The following is a 19,326-nucleotide window of genomic DNA, read 5'->3' as shown; positions in this document are numbered from 1 at the left end:
CCCTGTAATGTGAGGGGATAAGGTGCAGAGGGCAGGTTGGCGGGATTTGCTTTTGCATGCTAATAAAGTTGCGTAACGAATTTTATCAGGTAGAGTGTGCGCTTTCGTCATTCTGGCAACAGAATTGCTTGACATTCGACCGGGAATTCGTCACGAATTATACGAGATGTGAGAAAAATACCCGATAACTCAATGACCTGGATGTCGTCATTCTGACGTTCGGTAAGACATAGGGGTTGATATCCCCTGACGCAGTCGCAATATCATTGGCTCGTCGTCAGCGGAAGGGAAATCAACGTGCGGCGTATTCCTGGAAGAATTAAATTAGGTAAAGGTGAATATGGGTAAAGCTCTCGTCATCGTTGAGTCCCCGGCAAAAGCCAAAACGATCAATAAGTATCTGGGTAATGACTACGTGGTTAAGTCCAGCGTTGGTCACATCCGCGATTTGCCGACCAGTGGCTCAGCCAGCAAAAAGAGCGCAGACTCTACCTCCACCAAAGGGGCTAAAAAGCCTAAAAAGGATGAACGTAGCGCGCTTGTCAACCGCATGGGTGTTAACCCATGGCACAACTGGGATGCACAATATGAAGTGCTGCCCGGGAAAGAAAAAGTCGTTAACGAGCTGAAGCAGCTTGCTGAAAAAGCAGACCACATCTATCTCGCAACCGACCTTGACCGCGAAGGGGAAGCCATTGCGTGGCACCTGCGGGAAGTGATCGGGGGAGATGACAAACGCTACAGCCGTGTAGTGTTTAACGAAATTACAAAGAATGCGATTCGTCAGGCGTTTGAGAAGCCGGGCGAGCTGAATATCGACCGTGTAAACGCCCAGCAGGCGCGTCGCTTTATGGACCGCGTTGTGGGTTACATGGTTTCTCCACTGTTGTGGAAAAAGATTGCCCGCGGCCTGTCTGCGGGACGCGTGCAGTCGGTAGCCGTGCGTCTTGTCGTTGAGCGTGAACGCGAAATTAAAGCCTTCGTGCCGGAAGAGTTCTGGGAAGTTGACGCCAACGTCACCACCCCGGGCGGTGACGCGCTGCCGCTGCAGGTCAGCCATCACAACGATAAGCCTTTCCGCCCTGAAAACCGCGACCAGACCATGGCCGCCGTGGCGCTGCTGGAAAAAGCGCGATATCAGGTGCTGGAACGCGAAGATAAGCCGACCAGCAGCAAGCCTGGCGCGCCGTTTATCACGTCCACACTGCAACAGGCGGCGAGCACCCGTCTGGGCTACGGCGTGAAGAAAACCATGATGATGGCTCAGCGTTTGTATGAAGCAGGTTACATCACCTACATGCGTACTGACTCAACGAACCTGAGCCAGGACGCGGTGAACATGGTGCGCGGCTATATCAGCGACAACTTTGGTAAAAAATACCTGCCGGAGAGCGCCAACCAGTTCGCCAGCAAAGAGAATTCTCAGGAAGCGCACGAAGCGATTCGCCCTTCTGATGTCTCTGTGCTTGCCGAGTCGCTGAAAGATATGGAAGCCGACGCCCAGAAGCTGTATCAGTTGATCTGGCGTCAGTTCGTCGCGTGTCAGATGACGCCGGCGAAGTACGACTCCACTACGCTGACCGTTGGCGCGGGCGATTTCCGTCTGAAAGCGCGCGGCCGTATCCTGCGCTTCGACGGCTGGACGAAAGTGATGCCTGCGCTGCGTAAAGGTGATGAAGACCGTACGCTGCCTGCGGTAAACAAAGGCGACGAGTTGTCGCTTGTCGATCTGGTTCCGGCCCAGCACTTCACCAAGCCGCCTGCGCGCTTTAGTGAAGCGTCGCTGGTTAAAGAGCTGGAAAAACGCGGAATTGGTCGTCCGTCAACCTACGCGTCAATCATCTCGACCATTCAGGACCGCGGTTACGTTCGCGTAGAAAACCGCCGTTTCTATGCCGAAAAAATGGGTGAGATTGTCACCGACCGTCTGGAAGCTAACTTCCGCGAATTGATGAACTATGACTTCACCGCGCAGATGGAAGACAGCCTCGACGAGGTGGCCAGCCACAAGGCTGAGTGGAAGAAGGTTCTCGACAGTTTTTTCAGCGACTTTACCAACCAGCTTGAGAAAGCGGAGAAAGATCCTGAAGAGGGCGGCATGCTGCCTAACCAGATGGTTCTTACCAGCATCGACTGCCCGACCTGTGGCCGTAAGATGGGTATCCGTACCGCGACAACAGGCGTCTTCCTGGGCTGTTCAGGCTACGCGCTGCCGCCAAAAGAGCGCTGCAAAACCACCATCAACCTGGTGCCGGAGAACGAAGTTCTCAACGTGCTGGAGGGTGATGATGCGGAGACTAACGCCCTGCGCGCCAAGCGCCGCTGCAAAAAATGCGGCACGGCGATGGACAGCTACCTGATCGATCCTAAACGCAAACTGCACGTTTGCGGTAATAACCCAACCTGTGACGGGTATGAGATCGAAGAGGGCGAGTTCCGCATTAAAGGCTATGACGGCCCGATCGTGGAGTGCGAGAAGTGTGGCTCTGAAATGCACCTGAAAATGGGGCGTTTCGGTAAGTACATGGCGTGCACCAACGACGAGTGTAAGAACACGCGTAAGATACTGCGTAACGGTGAAGTGGCTCCGCCGAAGGAAGATCCGGTTCCGCTGCCAGAACTGCCGTGTGAGAAATCCGACGCGTACTTCGTGCTGCGTGATGGCGCAGCAGGAGTCTTCCTGGCCGCGAACACCTTCCCAAAATCGCGTGAAACGCGTGCGCCGCTGGTGGAAGAGCTGTATCGCTTCCGCGATCGCCTGCCTGAAAAACTGCGTTATCTGGCCGATGCGCCACAGCAGGATCCCGAAGGCAATAAGACGGTGGTCCGTTTTAGCCGTAAAACGAAGCAGCAGTACGTGGCGGCAGAGAAAGAGGGTAAAGCGACCGGATGGTCCGCCTTCTATGTCGATGGTAAATGGGTTGAAGGCAAGAAATAATCTTCCTTAACCGTAACTTACCTGTAAAAGGGCCGGACATCCGGCCCTTTTTTATTACCTTATTATTATTTTTTGTTCCGTACTATACAGTCGGGCTATAAATGATATAGTGGTTATAGTTAACCCTTTTCTTATTATCAAATCGTCTTAAGCGATTGACCGCGTGCGCTAAATCGGATGGTCTGGCATGAAATTACAGCAGCTTCGTTATATCGTTGAGGTGGTGAATCACAACCTTAATGTCTCTTCTACCGCCGAGGGGCTCTATACCTCGCAACCGGGCATCAGCAAGCAGGTTCGCATGCTGGAGGACGAATTAGGTATTCAGATTTTCGCCCGCAGCGGTAAGCACCTTACCCAGGTGACGCCAGCAGGGCAGGAAATCATCCGTATTGCGCGGGAAGTCCTCTCCAAAGTCGATGCGATTAAGTCTGTGGCGGGGGAACATACCTGGCCGGATAAAGGCTCGCTGTATATTGCCACGACGCACACCCAGGCGCGCTATGCGTTACCGGGTGTTATTAAGGGCTTTATCGAGCGCTATCCGCGCGTCTCTCTGCATATGCACCAGGGTTCGCCGACGCAAATTGCTGAGGCGGTGTCGAAGGGCAATGCAGATTTTGCCATCGCGACGGAAGCACTCCATTTGTATGACGATCTGGTCATGCTTCCGTGCTATCACTGGAACCGCTCCATTGTGGTGACTCCCGATCACCCGCTGGCGGGCAAAGGGTCGGTGACAATCGAAGAGCTGGCGCAATATCCTTTAGTCACCTACACGTTTGGCTTCACCGGACGTTCTGAGCTTGATACCGCCTTCAACCGGGCCGGGTTAACGCCGCGGATTGTCTTTACCGCAACCGATGCTGACGTGATTAAGACCTATGTACGGCTTGGCCTGGGGGTCGGGGTGATCGCCAGCATGGCGGTCGACCCGGTATCAGACCCCGACCTGGTGCGTCTTGATGCGCATGATATTTTCAGCCATAGCACGACAAAAATTGGCTTCCGTCGTAGTACCTTCCTGCGAAGCTATATGTATGATTTTATTCAGCGCTTTGCCCCGCATTTAACGCGTGACGTGGTGGATACCGCCGTGGCATTACGCTCAAATGAAGATATTGAAGAGATGTTTAAAGATATCAAACTCCCCGAAAAATAATCACACCCGGTATCTTTCCCTGAGGGAAAGATACCGAAATATCGGCTTAAAGCTAAATTAGAATTATCATCATCTGCACTTTCCCTGCCATATATTGCCATTATCCTTTTAATTTGTGTGGTTTTAATGTCGTGAATTGGCGACAAAAATAGAAACTAATTAACGGCTACGCAAATTTTTCTTTTCAAATATTTATTTCTGGTCAAAAGATTGAATATTTCATGCCTCCTGATGCGTAAATTCACTGGCTTTTCGGCTAAAGTTTCTTTAGGATTTATCTCAACAGATGATTAATTGTACCAATTGTTTGGTCCTAAATGATAAGCGATATCGATTGTATGAGGTTAGCAATGCCTTCAGGAAGTGAAGAACCGCAAAGGGATCCTGCGCTCAAGCGTAAAGCCTGGCTGGCGGTCTTTCTCGTTTCCGCCCTGTTCTGGGTGATGGTTGCTCTCCTGGCCTGGAAATATTGGGGTTGAATATGGCAGTGACGGTACGTACAGAAACGGCAAAACGGATGTGTCAGCATCATGATACTGTTCACAAAGGACGCAAAGCCCCTGCGACAGCTGTGCCAGCGTCCTGGAAACTGACGCCGCAGCAGCAGGCTTTTATTGATGTGTTCGCGGAAGACGAACCCAAAAAACAATAATTTAGTTTATTGCGTAATGATGCAGTTAGTCTGAATAATGATTGTGCACCTTTGTACTCTTTAATAAATACACATCAGCAATATAGCACGAGGACCTGCCTCGGAATGTTTAATAAATAATGCCTGGTGTCCCTATGATGAATAACATGATGTCTCAAAAATACTGGTCATGGATCGGCGTTTTTACCCTGTCGATTCTGTTCTGGAGTCAGCTCATCTGGCTGGCCATCCACTAAATGATAAAACCTCGCTGCGGCGGGGTTTTTTGTTTTGCTCTCCTCTGGACCATTCCTAAATTTATCAATTCGGGTTGTTATCAAAACGTTACGACATCTTTGTGTTATCTTTAATTACGGCCCTGATGATTGTCAGGACATCTCTGTAATTAAGGAGGAGCTTATGTCGTTAACCCTACGCGAAGCCAGTAAGGACACATTACAGGCAGAAAATAAAACCTGGCACTACTATAGCCTGCCGCTGGCTGCCAGAACGCTTGGGGACATTTCGCGTTTACCCAAGTCATTGAAAGTTTTGCTGGAAAACCTATTGCGATGGCAGGACGGTGATTCCGTCACTCTCGACGATATTCAGGCGCTGGCGGGGTGGCTTAAGAATGCCCATGCCGACAGAGAAATTGCCTACCGCCCGGCAAGGGTCCTGATGCAGGACTTCACCGGCGTGCCTGCCGTGGTGGATCTCGCCGCCATGCGTGAGGCGGTTAAACGCCTCGGTGGCGATACGGCTAAAGTGAACCCGCTTTCCCCCGTCGACCTCGTGATTGACCACTCCGTAACCGTTGACCACTTCGGTGATGACGATGCCTTTGGCGAGAATGTGCGTCTTGAGATGGAGCGTAACCACGAGCGTTACGTCTTCCTGAAGTGGGGCCAGCAGGCGTTCAGCCGCTTTAGCGTAGTTCCACCCGGCACCGGTATCTGTCACCAGGTTAACCTTGAATATCTCGGTAAAGCCGTCTGGAGTGAATTGCAGGACAAAGAGTGGGTGGCTTATCCGGACACGCTGGTGGGCACAGATTCCCATACCACTATGATTAACGGCCTCGGCGTGCTGGGCTGGGGTGTCGGCGGTATCGAAGCGGAAGCCGCCATGCTCGGTCAGCCGGTCTCCATGCTCATCCCTGATGTTGTGGGCTTTAAGCTCACCGGGAAGCTCTCTGAAGGCATTACCGCCACCGATCTGGTGCTCACCGTTACCCAGATGCTGCGTAAGCATGGTGTAGTGGGCAAATTTGTTGAATTTTACGGTGACGGGCTGGATTCGCTGCCGCTGGCTGACCGTGCGACCATCGCCAACATGGCGCCAGAATATGGCGCAACCTGCGGCTTTTTCCCCATTGATGACGTCACGCTGGAGTACATGCGCCTGAGCGGTCGCAGCGAAGAGCAGGTGGCGCTGGTGGAGGCGTATACCAAAGCGCAGGGCATGTGGCGTAATCCGGGCGATGAGCCGGTATTTACCAGCACGCTCGCGCTCGACATGGGAAGCGTTGAGGCGAGCCTCGCTGGTCCGAAGCGTCCGCAGGATCGCGTGGCGTTAAGCGACGTGCCAAAAGCGTTTGCCGCCAGCAATGAGCTGGAAGTCAACGTGGCGAAGAAGGACCATCGCCCAATCGACTATGTTCTGAACGGACATCAGTATCAGCTCCCGGACGGCGCGGTTGTCATTGCCGCCATTACCTCCTGCACCAATACCTCGAACCCCAGCGTGTTGATGGCGGCCGGTCTGCTGGCTAAAAAAGCGGTTGAGCTGGGGTTGAAACCCCAGCCGTGGGTCAAGGCCTCGCTGGCACCGGGCTCGAAAGTGGTTTCGGATTACCTGGCACAGGCCAGGCTAACGCCGTATCTTGACGAGCTGGGCTTTAACCTCGTGGGCTACGGCTGTACCACCTGTATAGGTAACTCCGGCCCGCTGCCTGAACCTATTGAAACGGCAATCAGGCAGGGCGATCTGACGGTTGGCGCAGTCCTTTCCGGCAACCGTAACTTTGAAGGGCGTATTCACCCGCTGGTGAAAACCAACTGGCTCGCTTCGCCGCCGCTGGTGGTGGCCTACGCGCTGGCCGGGAACATGAATATTAACCTGGCGACCGATCCCATTGGTCACGACCGTAAGAATGAGCCTGTCTACCTGAAAGATATCTGGCCGTCCTCGCGTGAAATCGCGATGGCCGTTGAAAAGGTTTCTACCGAGATGTTCCGCAAAGAGTATGCGGAAGTGTTTGAAGGTACGCCGGAATGGAAAGCCATCAACGTTGTGGGCTCGGACACCTATGACTGGCAGGACGACTCAACCTATATTCGTCTGTCGCCGTTCTTTGATGAGATGCTGGCCGAGCCTGCACCGCTTAAGGATATCCATGGCGCGCGCATACTGGCGATGCTGGGGGACTCCGTCACCACTGACCACATTTCTCCGGCGGGGAGTATCAAAGCCGACAGCCCGGCAGGCCGTTATCTGCAAAGCCGGGGAGTGGAGCGCCGCGATTTTAACTCTTACGGCTCGCGCCGCGGTAACCATGAAGTGATGATGCGCGGAACGTTTGCCAACATCCGCATTCGTAACGAAATGGTTCCGGGCGTGGAAGGGGGGATGACGCGCCATCTGCCGGGGACTGAAGTCGTGTCGATTTATGACGCAGCCGTCAAATATCAGCAGGAAGGTACGCCGCTGGCGGTTATCGCCGGGAAAGAGTATGGTTCCGGCTCCAGCCGTGACTGGGCGGCGAAAGGTCCACGTCTGCTTGGCGTTCGCGTGGTCATTGCCGAGTCATTTGAACGTATTCACCGCTCGAATCTAATTGGCATGGGGATCCTGCCGCTTGAGTTCCCGCAGGGCGTCACGCGCAAAACGCTGTGCCTGACCGGGGAAGAGCAGATTGATATTAGCGGCCTGCAAAACCTGCAGCCGGGCAAAACGGTGCCGGTGAAATTAACGCGGGCAGACGGGAAAACCGAGGTACTGGAATGCCGCTGTCGTATTGATACCGCAACCGAACTGACCTACTACCAGAACGACGGCATTTTACATTATGTGATCCGTAAGATGCTGGATTGATAAAAAAAGCCCGGCATTTGTGCCGGGCTTTTTACTCTCACTCTTTCAGCAGATGGCCCATTTTGGCCGCTTTGGTATCGAGATAGTGGGCGTTTTTCGGGTTGCGGCCGACAATCAGCGGCACGCGCTCGACGATGTTGATCCCCGCTTCGGTGAGGATCTCAACTTTTTTCGGGTTATTGGTTAGCAGGCGAACCTCGTCCACGCCCAGCAGCTTGAACATATCGGCGCACAGCGTGAAGTCGCGTTCATCGGCGGCAAAACCGAGCTGGTGGTTGGCTTCCACCGTATCGTAACCCTGGTCCTGCAGTGCATAAGCGCGGATTTTATTCAGCAGACCAATGTTACGACCTTCCTGACGGTGATAGAGCAGCACGCCGCGGCCTTCTTCGGCGATATGGGTAAGGGCTGCTTCGAGCTGGAAACCGCAATCACAGCGCAGGCTGAACAACGCGTCGCCGGTCAGACACTCCGAATGGACGCGGGACAGTACCGGCGTCTGCCCTGAAATGTCGCCGTAGACCAGCGCGACATGATCCTGTCCGGTTGCCAGTTCTTCAAACCCCACCATCAGGAAATCGCCCCATGGGGTTGGCAGTTTGGCTTCTGCCACACGTTTAAGCTGCATGTGATTCTCCAGAGTAGGCTGACACGTTTCGTGCCTTACGCCTGTTTTGCTTTCTGTATTTGTTCATTTTGCCACAAGCTCAGCACGTTCGCCTAATGGGCACCATGCTATATGAACGTTAAACGCACGATCCGACATATCCACCCATCGAATGAATTTCAGTTATGATTGTGAGGCTTAGCGAAAAAGGAGAAGACATGCTTTCAATCGCCAGACGTACGGCAGCAGGCGCGGCCATTTTACTGATTATGCCTTTGGCCGTGTGGGTCTCCGGCTGGATGTGGCAGCCGGGGCAGAATGCCACGTGGCTGAAAACGTTATACTGGGTAACGGAAACGGTCACGCAACCGTGGGGAATTATTACCCACGTCATCCTTTGCGGCTGGTTCTTGTGGTGCTTGCGCTTTCGATTGCGCGCGGCGCTAATGCTCTTTGCTATCCTCGGTGGCGCGATCGTTATTGGACAGGGTGTGAAGTCCTGGGTAAAGGATCATGTTCAGGAGCCAAGACCTTTTGTCGTCTGGCTGGAAAAAGCGCACCATGTTCCGGTGGATGAGTTCTACAATTTAAAGCGTAAAGATCGCGGTGCGCTGGTGAAAGAACAGCTTGCGGAACAGGAAGATATTCCTAAATTCCTGCGTAAGCACTGGCAAAAAGAGACGGGTTTCGCGTTTCCTTCCGGTCATACGATGTTTGCGGCCAGCTGGGCGTTGCTGGGCGTTGGGCTGCTTTGGCCTCGACGTCGCACGATGACCATCGCGATTTTACTGGTTTGGGCGACAGGGGTTATGGGCAGCCGCTTGCTGCTGGGGATGCACTGGCCGCGGGACCTGGTGGTTGCTACGCTGATCTCCTGGATGCTGGTAACGCTGGCAACCTGGCTTGCAGAACGGTTCTGCGGCCCGCTCACGCCACCGCCTGAAGAGAAAGAAGAGATCGCCGAAAGGGAGCAAAGCGACGCCTGACGGTTGATATTGTGCATTTCGCCCATAAATCCATGACGTGCGCGTTACTTTTTCCGTTTCGCGCCCGTCGCTAAAATGGTAGTTTATAAGGCTGATTGCGGTGGGTTGAACACACTTTATTCGCTTGAACCACATAACGGGAAGTAATGTGAAATATTTACTCATTTTCTTACTGGTATTGGCGATTTTTGTCATTTCAGTCACATTGGGTGCACAAAACGATCAGCAGGTGACGTTTAACTATCTGCTTGCGCAGGGCGAGTATCGCGTATCAAGTCTGCTGGCGGTCCTGTTTGCTGCAGGCTTTGCCATAGGCTGGCTGGTTTGCGGCCTGTTTTGGTTGAAGGTTCGTGTTTCTCTTGCGCGCGCTGAACGTAAAATTAAACGACTTGAGCATAATATTGCGCCTGCGTCCGACATTCCGGAAAGCTCAGGTGTGCCGGTCGTGAAGGAATAATCGACTATGCTGGAGTTGTTGTTTCTGCTTTTGCCTGTAGCCGCAGCCTATGGCTGGTATATGGGCCGCAGAAGTGCGCAACAAACAAAACAGGATGAGGCTAACCGACTCTCCCGCGACTACGTTGCGGGGGTGAACTTCCTCCTGAGCAATCAGCAGGACAAAGCGGTAGATCTGTTCCTCGATATGCTGAAAGAGGATACGGGGACCGTAGAAGCCCATCTCACTCTCGGTAACCTGTTCCGCTCTCGCGGCGAGGTTGACCGCGCCATCCGTATCCACCAGACCCTGATGGAAAGCGCGTCCCTGACTTACGAACAGCGTCTCCTGGCGGTACAACAGCTGGGCCGAGACTATATGGCCGCGGGGCTGTACGATCGCGCTGAGGATATGTTCACTCAGCTGGTAGATGAAACGGATTTCCGCATTGGCGCGCTGCAGCAGTTGCTGCAGATTTACCAGGCCACCAGCGACTGGCAGAAAGCCATTGATACGGCCGAGCGTCTGGTGAAGCTGGGTAAAGACAAGCAGCGCGTTGAAATTGCGCATTTCTACTGCGAGCTTGCCCTACAGCAGATGGGCAACGACGACATGGATAAAGCCATGGCGTTACTGAAGAAAGGCGCCGCCGCGGACCGCAATAGCGCGCGCATCTCTATCATGATGGGGCGTGTTTTTATGGCCAGCGGCGACTACGCTAAAGCCGTTGAAAGCCTGCTGCGGGTTATTGACCAGGACAAAGAGCTGGTCAGCGAAACGCTTGAAATGCTGCAAACCTGCTATCAGCAGTTGGACAAGCAGGAAGAGTGGGTGGCATTCCTGCGCCGTTGCGTGGAAGAGAATACCGGCGCGACCGCTGAGCTGATGCTCTCAGACGTGGTTGAGCAATATGAGGGGAGCGACACCGCACAGGTTTATATTACCCGTCAGCTGCAGCGTCATCCCACGATGCGCGTATTCCATAAGCTGATGGATTACCATCTTAACGATGCGGAAGAAGGGCGCGCCAAAGAGAGCCTGATGGTGCTGCGCGACATGGTTGGCGAGCAGGTGCGCAGCAAACCGCGTTACCGTTGTCAGAAGTGTGGTTTTACCGCGTATACGCTCTACTGGCACTGTCCTTCCTGCCGTGCCTGGTCTACCATCAAGCCTATTCGTGGCCTTGACGGGCAGTAATTTTTTAAAATCCCTCATTTTAGTTACAACATACTAAAGTTTTACCTCTCTCTCAGCACCGTGCGGTTTGTCGGTCTGGCAGGCACGTAAATGGATTCTGTCAATTTAGGGCGGCGGCAGGTAGAATGCTGGCCGTTTATCTGTTCCGCGCCGCTGCGCGCCCATAGACGAAAAGGGCTGGTCATGACGTCTGTTACTTCTTCCACTTCCCGCGTTATTACGGATTCTCCTGTTGTTGTCGCGCTTGATTACAATAAGCGCGATGCTGCACTGGCCTTTGTCGACGGTATCGATCCCCGCGATTGTCGTCTGAAAGTTGGTAAAGAGATGTTCACGCTGTTTGGACCGCAAATCGTCCGCGATCTGCAGCAGCGCGGTTTCGATGTCTTCCTCGATCTTAAATTCCATGATATCCCGAACACCACGGCGCACGCCGTTGCCGCCGCTGCGGAACTGGGTGTGTGGATGGTCAACGTGCACGCGTCGGGCGGGGCGAGAATGATGACAGCCGCTCGCGAAGCGCTCCTGCCGTTCGGCAACGATGCGCCATTACTGATTGCGGTCACCGTGCTGACCAGCATGGACGAAAGCGATTTGCGCGACCTTGGCGTGACGTTGTCACCAGCCGAGCACGCTGAACGCCTGGCGCGTCTGACGCAGAACTGCGGCCTTGATGGCGTCGTCTGCTCTGCTCAGGAAGCGGTGCGCTTCAAGTCAGAGCTGGGCAACGCGTTTAAGCTGGTTACGCCGGGCATTCGTCCGGCAGGCAGCGACGTGGGCGATCAGCGCCGTATTATGACGCCTGAGCAGGCGTTGGCCGCAGGCGTTGATTACATGGTTATCGGGCGTCCGGTGACGCAGTCTGCGCACCCGGCAGAGACGCTTAAGGCTATCAACGCATCACTGAAAAAGGGGGCGCAATGACCGATTCCAACAGTCGTCTGGTTTACTCAACGGAGAGCGGGCGCATAGACGAACCGAAAATGAAAGCGGAGCGTCCGAAAGGTGACGGTATTGTCCGCATCCAGCGTCAGACCAGCGGACGAAAAGGAAAGGGGGTCTGCCTGATCTCCGGGATTGATCTGGATGATGCGGAACTGAACAAGCTGGCAGCCGAACTGAAAAAGAAATGTGGCTGCGGCGGTGCCGTTAAGGACGGCATTATCGAAATACAGGGCGATAAACGCGATTTAATTAAATCGCTGCTTGAAGCCAAAGGCATGAAAGTTAAACTGGCAGGCGGTTAAAATAAATAAGCCACGGCAAATGCCGTGGCTCGTGTTATATACGTGCGTTAGTCAGACCTGAAATGCGATGCTAAATCGCCATAACGGGAAGGCTTATAGAATAATTATTTGCCGACCTGGTGACCGATAATACCACCGACAGCGGCACCGCCTAATGTACCCAGCGTACTACCATCCGTTAATACTGCACCACCGAGCGCACCAGCACCGGCGCCAATAGCGGTGTTACGGTCACGTTTAGACCAGTTAGAGCACGCGCTCAGGGACATTGCTACAGTGATTGCCAGAACAGCGGCGGCTAATTTTTTGCTGGTTAAGGTCATAATACTTTCTCCTGAATTATCGATTCACGGAAAGATGTACACGTTAAGTATAGTCAAAATGAATACTTAATTCTTTTCCCGTGAAAGCTGGTCGCGCAGGCGTTACGTAATCACGCAAGTGATAGTCACTTCCTGTTATATCGCTAACATTAATTTTACGACTTTACGGCAGGTTAAACAGGTAAAAACTCTTAAAGGAAGGTTAGGAATCCTCTCAGACGTAGGGGCATATGCGCCCGGCATACGGGCGCAAAATGGAGTCAGGCGGAGGTTTTAATAATATCGACAATGAGACCGTCTTCTTCCAGTTTAATACGATGTTCGTCGCTTAACCTTTCGTCGGTAATTACGCGGCTGAAGCGCGCGGCTGGACCCATGGTGTAAGGATGAACGGCACCAAATTTGGAACTGTCGGTCAACACAATGGCTTCACACTCTTTTTCTAGGACGGCATTAACCACGTCAGATCGCATCATATCCCGGCCGGTGAAGCCTGTCTCCGGCTGCCAGCCGTCAATCCCGATAAACGCCTTACTGAAATGAACCTGCTGGACATACTGCCGGGTCAGCGGGCCTACCATGCTCTCACTCTTTTTCTGGTAAATGCCACCCAGTAAAATCACCTCACAGCGCGTCTCTTTGAGCAAATGGGCGATATAGCTGCTGACGGTGATGATGGTAACGTCTTTTTGTTCGGCAAGCGTACGTGCCAGCAGGGCGTTGCTGCTGCCGTTTTCAATAAAGACCGTCTCGCCTGGGTTTACCAGCGATGCGGCAAATTCTGCCAGTTCTCGTTTAAGCGCGTAGTTATTCATCATGCGCGTCTCAACGTCGTCGCTGTCCAGCGGCACGGCATAGCCATGCGCACGGCGCAGGTAGCTCTGTTTTTCCAGCAGATTAAGATCCTGACGGATGGTGACTTCGGAAACGCCGGTGGTTTTCGCGAGTTCGACTACGCTTACGCGCCCCTGATCGATGACCATCTGCAAAATGAGTTGTTGTCGGGAATTCATAGCATCCAATTAATAAAGCGAAACGAGGTCTGGGACAGTGGGATTAAACTTCCCACGGCGCTTTAGGCTGTCGGTTTTCGGGGGCATTGTCAGCGCCATCCTGAGCGAGGAGTTCAGACTTCAGGATCTCGAGATTACGGATCGCAGAGTGATAATCACCCGCCACCAGGATATCCAGCACGGTATCAATACGTTGTGCTACAGCTTGTGGATCAATAGTAGACATAATCTCTCCCCAGGAACGAAAAGTTAATAATTTCAATGATGCAGAAAATAGGGTCAAAAGAGAAGGGAAAAAACGCCATAACGAAATTACATAAACGAAAGTGAACCTCTTTATGGCCTTAACGCTGTTGTCGCGCTTGATATCGTTTTAGCCAGCGCTCGAATGCGGCAGCGGGCATCGGCTTAGCGAAAAGAAAACCCTGTCGTTCGTTGACGCCGTTCTTGGTCAGAAAGGCGTCCTCTTTTGCGTTCTCCACCCCTTCGGCAATCACCTGCAGATTTAGCGCCTGCGCCACTGCGACAATGGCGCGCACCAGAGACTGGGAGACAGAGTGCTTATGAATATCTCTGACAAAAGCCTGATCGAGCTTAATAGCATCGATAGGAAAACGCGCCAGCTGGGAGAGAGAAGAGTAGCCGGTACCGAAATCGTCCAGATGAATTTGTGCCCCGAGCCGGCTGAATTGCTGGATCACAGAGAGCGCCAGCTCTTCGTTTTCGATAAGACAGCTTTCGGTCAACTCGACATCGATAGGGCAGTACTCAAAATGCAGATCCTTAAGCGCCTGCTTTAACTCACTGAAAATTGTCTGGTCGGCGAGCTGACGTGCTGAGACGTTCACCGCCACGCGCAGGTTAATTCCCTTGTCTCGCCATTTTGCCACCTGCCGAACCACATCAAGCATCACCCAGCGACCCAGCGGGACAATCAAACCGGACTCCTCGGCATAAGAGATAAATTCCAGAGGAGGGATCAGCCCGCGCTCGGGCGACTGCCAGCGGACCAGCGCTTCAAGGCTTCTGACCTCGCCGCGCCAGGTGATTTTTGGCTGGTAGTGGATCAGGAGCTGATCGTTATCCAGCGCTTTACGCAGGTTGGTGTCCAGCCACAGATACTCAAACACGCGCTGGTTCATCTCGGGGGAGAAGACGCAGAACTTGCCACGGCCGTTTTCCTTGGCGGTGTACATAGCGGTATCGGCATTGCGAATCACGCTTTCCCGATCGTTCCCGTGTTGCGGCGCGAGGGCGATTCCCAGGGAGCAACCGGTGTAAACCTCAATCAGACCGATTCTGAACGGCTGACGCAGGCGGGTCAAAATGCGCGACGCCATCGCTTCCAGAGAGCCCTGAGAGGTATGGGTGGCCATAACGATAAACTCATCGCCACCGAGCCGCGCTAAAACTTGCCCCTCATCCAGGCAACTCAGAAGGGCAAGTGCAACCGCCTGCAGCAGCTGATCGCCGAACATATGTCCGTAGGCATCGTTGACCTTTTTGAAGTTATCCAGGTCGAGGTACACCACGCCAACCTGCGTATCGCCGCGGTTGGCTATGGCGCCTGAAATCAGCTCGTGGATCGCGTTGCGGTTTGGCAAGCCGGTGATGGTATCAGTATTGGCCAACACGCGCAGGCGCTCTTGCGCCCGCCGTTCTTCGGTAATGTCGGTCCCTGAACAGATAAGAAAAATTTCATTTTTACCGCTGCCGCTGTGAACGAATTTATTTCTGAACAGAAACAAGCGTTGCCCTTTCCGCGTTTTGATCCAGCGTTCGACTTCGTAGGAGCTGCTGTTGCGAAAGATACCCGCAATGTTGCGCTTCGAGGCTGCCGCTTCGCTGCGGCTCATGAACAGTTCAAACACGTTCTGGCCAATGACTTCGTGTTCTTTAAGACCGGTGTACTCTTCACTCAGGCGGTTAAAACGCTGGATATTGCCGTTTTGATCGAGAATAACAATGACGGAATTCGCTTCAGAAACAACCTGTTCTGCAAAGGAGAGCCCCTGAGCCAGATCGCGTGCCACGGAGGGCGTATCGTTCCAGGCGGAGGCCGTGCCGGCCCACTCGTTGCGGGTTATTTTTCGTCCGACAAGATGGACGGGAACTTCTTCGCCATAAAGAGAAAGGTTCATAGAAAGGCTGGAGGTAATCACCGTTAGCTGGCGGATCAGTGCGGCCTGATCGTCGGTCAGCGTGACCACCTGAGTGACGTCTGCATTTTCGCTGGCAGCAAGGTGCAGAGCGTTGCTATCAGCCGACAATCGCCACCACGGGCTGTGAGTACCCGTGTAACGAAACAGCAAATTCTGCACAAGTTCGTCGATCATGATTTCTCCCGCCGCGACGTATTAGCGCACAAATTATTCATTTGCCGTCGACTTTTCCGTTAAAAATTGCGGCAAAGCCGCAGTGAAAGTATTGTTTTTCTGAGCTTTTTTATAATAAAACGCATCAGGCATATAAAAATGCTGAGCGTATAAAATCCACGTGCCCGAACAGGACAGCACTCTTTTACTGTAGATAATTATGGCCATTTTGGGCGAGCCGGGACTGAAAAAAGTAAGAAAAATGATGCTTTTGCGGGGGGAAAGACGGGAGAAAAAATTGTCGGCCTTTCCGAACGGAAATGACCGACAATTTAGCAGAGGTTATCAGGCGACAGGGCGCGCAATAATACTGCGGGTTTCCATGCGAACTTCAGCGATAGTCACGTCAATCACGTCAGTGACTTTGTAAACCGTCTCGCCTTTAATTTGCACGGTGCCGCTTTCCTGACTGCAGATCAGTTCGTCACGAACGGCGTGCAGGAACGGAGCAGGGATAAAGGCTACCGCACCGTTATCCACCAGGCGTACGCGCATTCCGCCGCGGCTGATATCAACGATCTCCGCCGCGAAACGGGTATCGGTACCGGCTTTATCCTGCAGGAAGCGCGCATAAAGCCAGTCTCCTACGTCACGTTCCGCCATGCGGTTCAGACGGCGACGCTCGGCCATCTGCAGGGTCGTGTCGTCCTGAGGCCGGGCAATGGTTTCGCCCTTGATAATCGCTTTCAGCAGGCGGTGGTTAACCATATCGCCATACTTGCGGATTGGGGATGTCCAGGTGGCGTAGGCCTCCAGACCGAGGCCGAAGTGCGGGCCTGGCTCGGTGCTGATTTCCGCGAAGGACTGGAAGCGGCGAATACGGCTATCCAGGAAACCGGACGGCTGAGCGTCCAGCTCGCGGCGAAGCTTGCAGAAGCCTGGCAGCGTCAGCACTTCTTCCGGATCAACATGCACATCGTGATTCTTCAGCAGAGCCGCCAGCGCTTCGGTATTGGCCGGGTCGAATCCGGTGTGAACGTTGTAAATACCAAAGCCCAGCCTGTCGCGCAGCACGCGTGCGGCACAGATGTTGGCGGAAATCATTGCCTCTTCAACGATGCGGTTCGCAATGCGTCGCGGTTCGGCCACGATGTCCAGCACTTCACCTTTCTCGCCCAGAACAAAGCGATAATCCGGTCGGTCTTTGAACACCAGCGCGTGGGTTTTACGCCACTCGCCGCGGTTCAGACAGATGCGGTGCAGCAGACGGAGCTGCGCGGCTATGACGTCTGATTCAGGTTTCCAGCTGCCGGTATTTTCCAGCCAGTCGGAGACGTTATCGTAGGCCAGCTTGGCTTTGGATTCGATGGTGGCGGCAAAGAACTCGATATCGTCTTCAATCGCGCCATCGGCGGCAATGGTCATGCGGCAGGCAAGAACCGGACGCACCTCATTTGGGCGCAGCGAGCAGAGGTCGTCAGACAGTTCGCGCGGCAGCATCGGGATGTTAAAGCCCGGCAGGTAGTTCGTGAACGCGCGGATTTTCGCCGTTTCGTCCAGCTTGCTGCCTTCTACGATCCAGGCGGTGGGATCGGCAATGGCGACGGTCAAATGCAGTTTGCTATCGGCGCTCTCTTCAGCGTAGAGCGCATCGTCCATATCTTCGGTGCTGGCGCTGTCGATGGTGACAAACTCCAGCGCGGTGAGATCGCGGCGCGTCAGACCTTCATCCTGCATCTCGGTTGCCACGCCGTTCGGCGCTTCTTTTTCAAGATTATGGCGCGCCAGCGTGACCCACCACGGGACGAAATGGTCGTCGCCAAAGGTGATGAACTGGGTCAGTTCAGCATAGAAACCGCGGTCGCCTTTCAAAGGATGACGGCGCATTTCTGCTACGGCCCAGTCACCTTCTTTAAAATCATGCTCAACGCCGCGGGCGGCGCGGCACGGAATGGCATCTTTCAGCAGGGGGTGATCCGGCACGACAGAAAGACGATCGTCCTTTCTCTGCACTTTGCCCACAAAGCGGGTCAGGAACGGCTCGATCAGTTCTTCCGGCTCGGCGGATTCACGTTCTTTCTCGGTATGGATGACGGCCATGACGCGATCGCCATGCATCACTTTCTTCATCTGCGGTGGCGGAATGAAGTAGCTTTTCTGCGCGTCAACTTCAAGGAAGCCAAAGCCCTTTTCCGTGGCTTTCACGACCCCTTCTGCACGCGGCGTCTGGGAATGCAGTTGCTGTTTAAGCTGCGCTAGCAGCGGGTTGTCCTGAAACATAATGTTCTATTTTCGTAGCCATTGAGCGGCTGACAGTTTTACGCGATTCTCACTGCTACAGCAAGCGCTCTTTGGGGAAAGAGTGTGGTTATTCCGCTTTGCCGGAAGCGACTTTTAGCCGATTGAGCCAGCCCTCCAGCGCGCATTGGCTCAGCAGGTTGATCGCCTGAACGGCAGTAAGTCCTTCTTCCGTTAGCGGGGTAAATTGTGCGGCACTGAAGCGGTCCGGCGAGCGTGTCAGCAATTCGGCTGCTGCCGTAAGCGCTGGAGGAGGATGCGAAATCGTTTCCCGGCTGTTTATCAGGATCTCACCCGTCAGGTCGAGCAAGGTCGGTTCATGACACAGTACCGGCGTCAGCGCCTCAAGCGCGGGCTCTGCCTGCCAGCGGGAGAGGGACTCAAGTTGATGCGCACTGGCATAGCGAAGCTCGACAACGGGCAGAAGCACTATCCACGCGTCGGAGCACGCCGGCAGGCTGTGTGGCTGAATATGATGGCCCGGCAACCAGCGAACGGGATGGCCAAGCAGCGCCTGAAAGACGGCGACCACGCGCGCCTGAAAACCGATAAAGCCGATTATCTGGTTAATCACCACTATGTCATAGGTAGACAGACCTACCTCATCAAGCTCGTTTCGCGCCTTATCATCAATGACGTCAGGCGAGCTGGCGAGCTGGCGGGCGTACTGGGTGATTTGCGCCAGCCGTCGGTTACTTTCGCGGGAGGAGTCGGGACCCGGCAGCGGGGCGAGGAGGGCGGCGTAGTGGTTGCAAAGCCGTTGAACGCCGCAGGCCTGCGCCACCGTCAACGCGGTACTTAACCGATCGTAGGCGCTGAGCGTTCGCAGGCGGTTTACGGGAAGTGAGAGTGGGAACAGCTGGTGGCATAAGGATCTGGCTGGAGCAAGCCAGCCGGTACAGGCGGCGACAATCTCATCTGGCAGGGCTAAATCGAGCAAAAAACGATCGTCGACGTTAGCGGCTTCGGGCACCAGAGGCAGCACATCCGGCTGCGCGTGGTTTGACTGGGTTTCGTGATACCAGTGGCCTTTGCCGGAAAAACGGCGTTGTTCCATGTGCGTTCCTTGATCTCAAA

At 53.9% G+C, this 19,326-nt stretch carries 17 protein-coding genes; 10 read left to right on the top strand and 7 right to left on the bottom strand.

Annotated features, from left to right (window positions below; genetic code table 11):
• Positions 1-340 precede the first annotated feature (340 nt).
• From topA to acnA, 5 genes are all read left to right on the top strand, one after another.
• The gene (topA, locus tag HBM95_12685) at positions 341-2,938 is read left to right on the top strand and encodes a type I DNA topoisomerase (protein NIH43786.1); all 2,598 of its coding nucleotides are present in this window, start codon (positions 341-343) and stop codon (positions 2,936-2,938) included.
• 187 nt (positions 2,939-3,125) lie between these two features.
• The gene (gene cysB, locus HBM95_12680) at positions 3,126-4,100 is read left to right on the top strand and encodes an HTH-type transcriptional regulator CysB (GenBank protein ID NIH43785.1); all 975 of its coding nucleotides are present in this window, start codon (positions 3,126-3,128) and stop codon (positions 4,098-4,100) included.
• A gap of 317 nt (positions 4,101-4,417) precedes the next feature.
• Positions 4,418-4,579 (top strand): YmiA family putative membrane protein, encoded by a 162-nt coding sequence (locus HBM95_12675; protein NIH43784.1) that lies wholly within the window; start codon positions 4,418-4,420, stop codon positions 4,577-4,579.
• Positions 4,580-4,581: 2 nt separating this feature from the next.
• Complete coding sequence (locus HBM95_12670; protein NIH43783.1) at positions 4,582-4,752, top strand: hypothetical protein; 171 nt, start codon at positions 4,582-4,584, stop codon at positions 4,750-4,752.
• 399 nt (positions 4,753-5,151) lie between these two features.
• Entirely contained in the window at positions 5,152-7,827 is a 2,676-nt protein-coding gene (acnA, locus tag HBM95_12665; protein ID NIH43782.1) for an aconitate hydratase AcnA, read from the top strand.
• 37 nt (positions 7,828-7,864) lie between these two features.
• On the opposite strand, the gene ribA is transcribed toward acnA, so the two are convergent.
• Positions 7,865-8,455 carry a GTP cyclohydrolase II gene (gene ribA / locus HBM95_12660; protein ID NIH43781.1) on the bottom strand — a complete coding sequence of 197 codons (591 nt, stop codon included), beginning with the start codon at positions 8,453-8,455 and terminating at the stop codon, positions 7,865-7,867.
• Positions 8,456-8,652: 197 nt separating this feature from the next.
• On the opposite strand from ribA, the gene pgpB reads away from it, so the two are divergent.
• The 5 genes from pgpB (at position 8,653) to yciH (ending at position 12,300) form a co-directional block, all read left to right on the top strand.
• Positions 8,653-9,420: a phosphatidylglycerophosphatase B gene (gene pgpB / locus HBM95_12655; protein ID NIH43780.1), complete on the top strand. Its 768-nt coding sequence runs from the start codon at positions 8,653-8,655 to the stop codon at positions 9,418-9,420.
• Between the two features lie 148 nt (positions 9,421-9,568).
• Positions 9,569-9,877, top strand: coding sequence for a LapA family protein (locus HBM95_12650; GenBank protein NIH43779.1), 309 nt, complete (start codon positions 9,569-9,571; stop codon positions 9,875-9,877).
• 6 nt (positions 9,878-9,883) lie between these two features.
• The gene (gene lapB, locus HBM95_12645) at positions 9,884-11,053 is read left to right on the top strand and encodes a lipopolysaccharide assembly protein LapB (GenBank protein NIH43778.1); all 1,170 of its coding nucleotides are present in this window, start codon (positions 9,884-9,886) and stop codon (positions 11,051-11,053) included.
• Positions 11,054-11,236: 183 nt separating this feature from the next.
• Complete coding sequence (gene pyrF, locus HBM95_12640) at positions 11,237-11,977, top strand: orotidine-5'-phosphate decarboxylase (protein NIH43777.1); 741 nt, start codon at positions 11,237-11,239, stop codon at positions 11,975-11,977.
• A complete protein-coding gene (yciH, locus tag HBM95_12635) occupies positions 11,974-12,300 on the top strand; it encodes a stress response translation initiation inhibitor YciH (protein NIH43776.1) in 327 nt (108 codons plus the stop codon). The genes pyrF and yciH overlap by 4 nt, the downstream gene beginning before the upstream one ends.
• 104 nt (positions 12,301-12,404) lie before the next feature.
• Here the strand turns inward: yciH and osmB are convergent, their stop codons facing one another.
• The 6 genes from osmB to HBM95_12605 all read right to left on the bottom strand — a co-directional run bounded on the left by osmB (position 12,405) and on the right by HBM95_12605 (position 19,306).
• On the bottom strand, positions 12,405-12,623 hold the full coding sequence (gene osmB / locus HBM95_12630) for an osmotically-inducible lipoprotein OsmB (GenBank protein NIH43775.1): 219 nt from the start codon (positions 12,621-12,623) through the stop codon (positions 12,405-12,407).
• A 260-nt stretch (positions 12,624-12,883) separates the two neighbouring features.
• A complete protein-coding gene (locus tag HBM95_12625; GenBank protein NIH43774.1) occupies positions 12,884-13,636 on the bottom strand; it encodes a DeoR/GlpR transcriptional regulator in 753 nt (250 codons plus the stop codon).
• 43 nt (positions 13,637-13,679) lie between these two features.
• Complete coding sequence (locus tag HBM95_12620) at positions 13,680-13,862, bottom strand: hypothetical protein (protein ID NIH43773.1); 183 nt, start codon at positions 13,860-13,862, stop codon at positions 13,680-13,682.
• Between the two features lie 118 nt (positions 13,863-13,980).
• The gene (gene pdeR / locus HBM95_12615) at positions 13,981-15,972 is read right to left on the bottom strand and encodes a cyclic di-GMP phosphodiesterase (GenBank protein NIH43772.1); all 1,992 of its coding nucleotides are present in this window, start codon (positions 15,970-15,972) and stop codon (positions 13,981-13,983) included.
• Positions 15,973-16,296: 324 nt separating this feature from the next.
• Positions 16,297-18,231, bottom strand: a complete 1,935-nt coding sequence (locus tag HBM95_12610; protein ID NIH43771.1) for an exoribonuclease II — start codon at positions 18,229-18,231, stop codon at positions 16,297-16,299.
• Positions 18,232-18,319: 88 nt separating this feature from the next.
• Positions 18,320-19,306 (bottom strand): CMD domain-containing protein, encoded by a 987-nt coding sequence (locus HBM95_12605; GenBank protein ID NIH43770.1) that lies wholly within the window; start codon positions 19,304-19,306, stop codon positions 18,320-18,322.
• Positions 19,307-19,326: the final 20 nt, after the last annotated feature.

Origin of the sequence: Enterobacter asburiae, assembly GCA_011754535.1 — a bacterium.
Taxonomy (GTDB): domain Bacteria; phylum Pseudomonadota; class Gammaproteobacteria; order Enterobacterales; family Enterobacteriaceae; genus Enterobacter; species Enterobacter cloacae_N.
The sequence above is the reverse complement of the archived record's forward strand: the minus strand, read 5'-3'. Positions and strand labels throughout refer to the sequence as shown.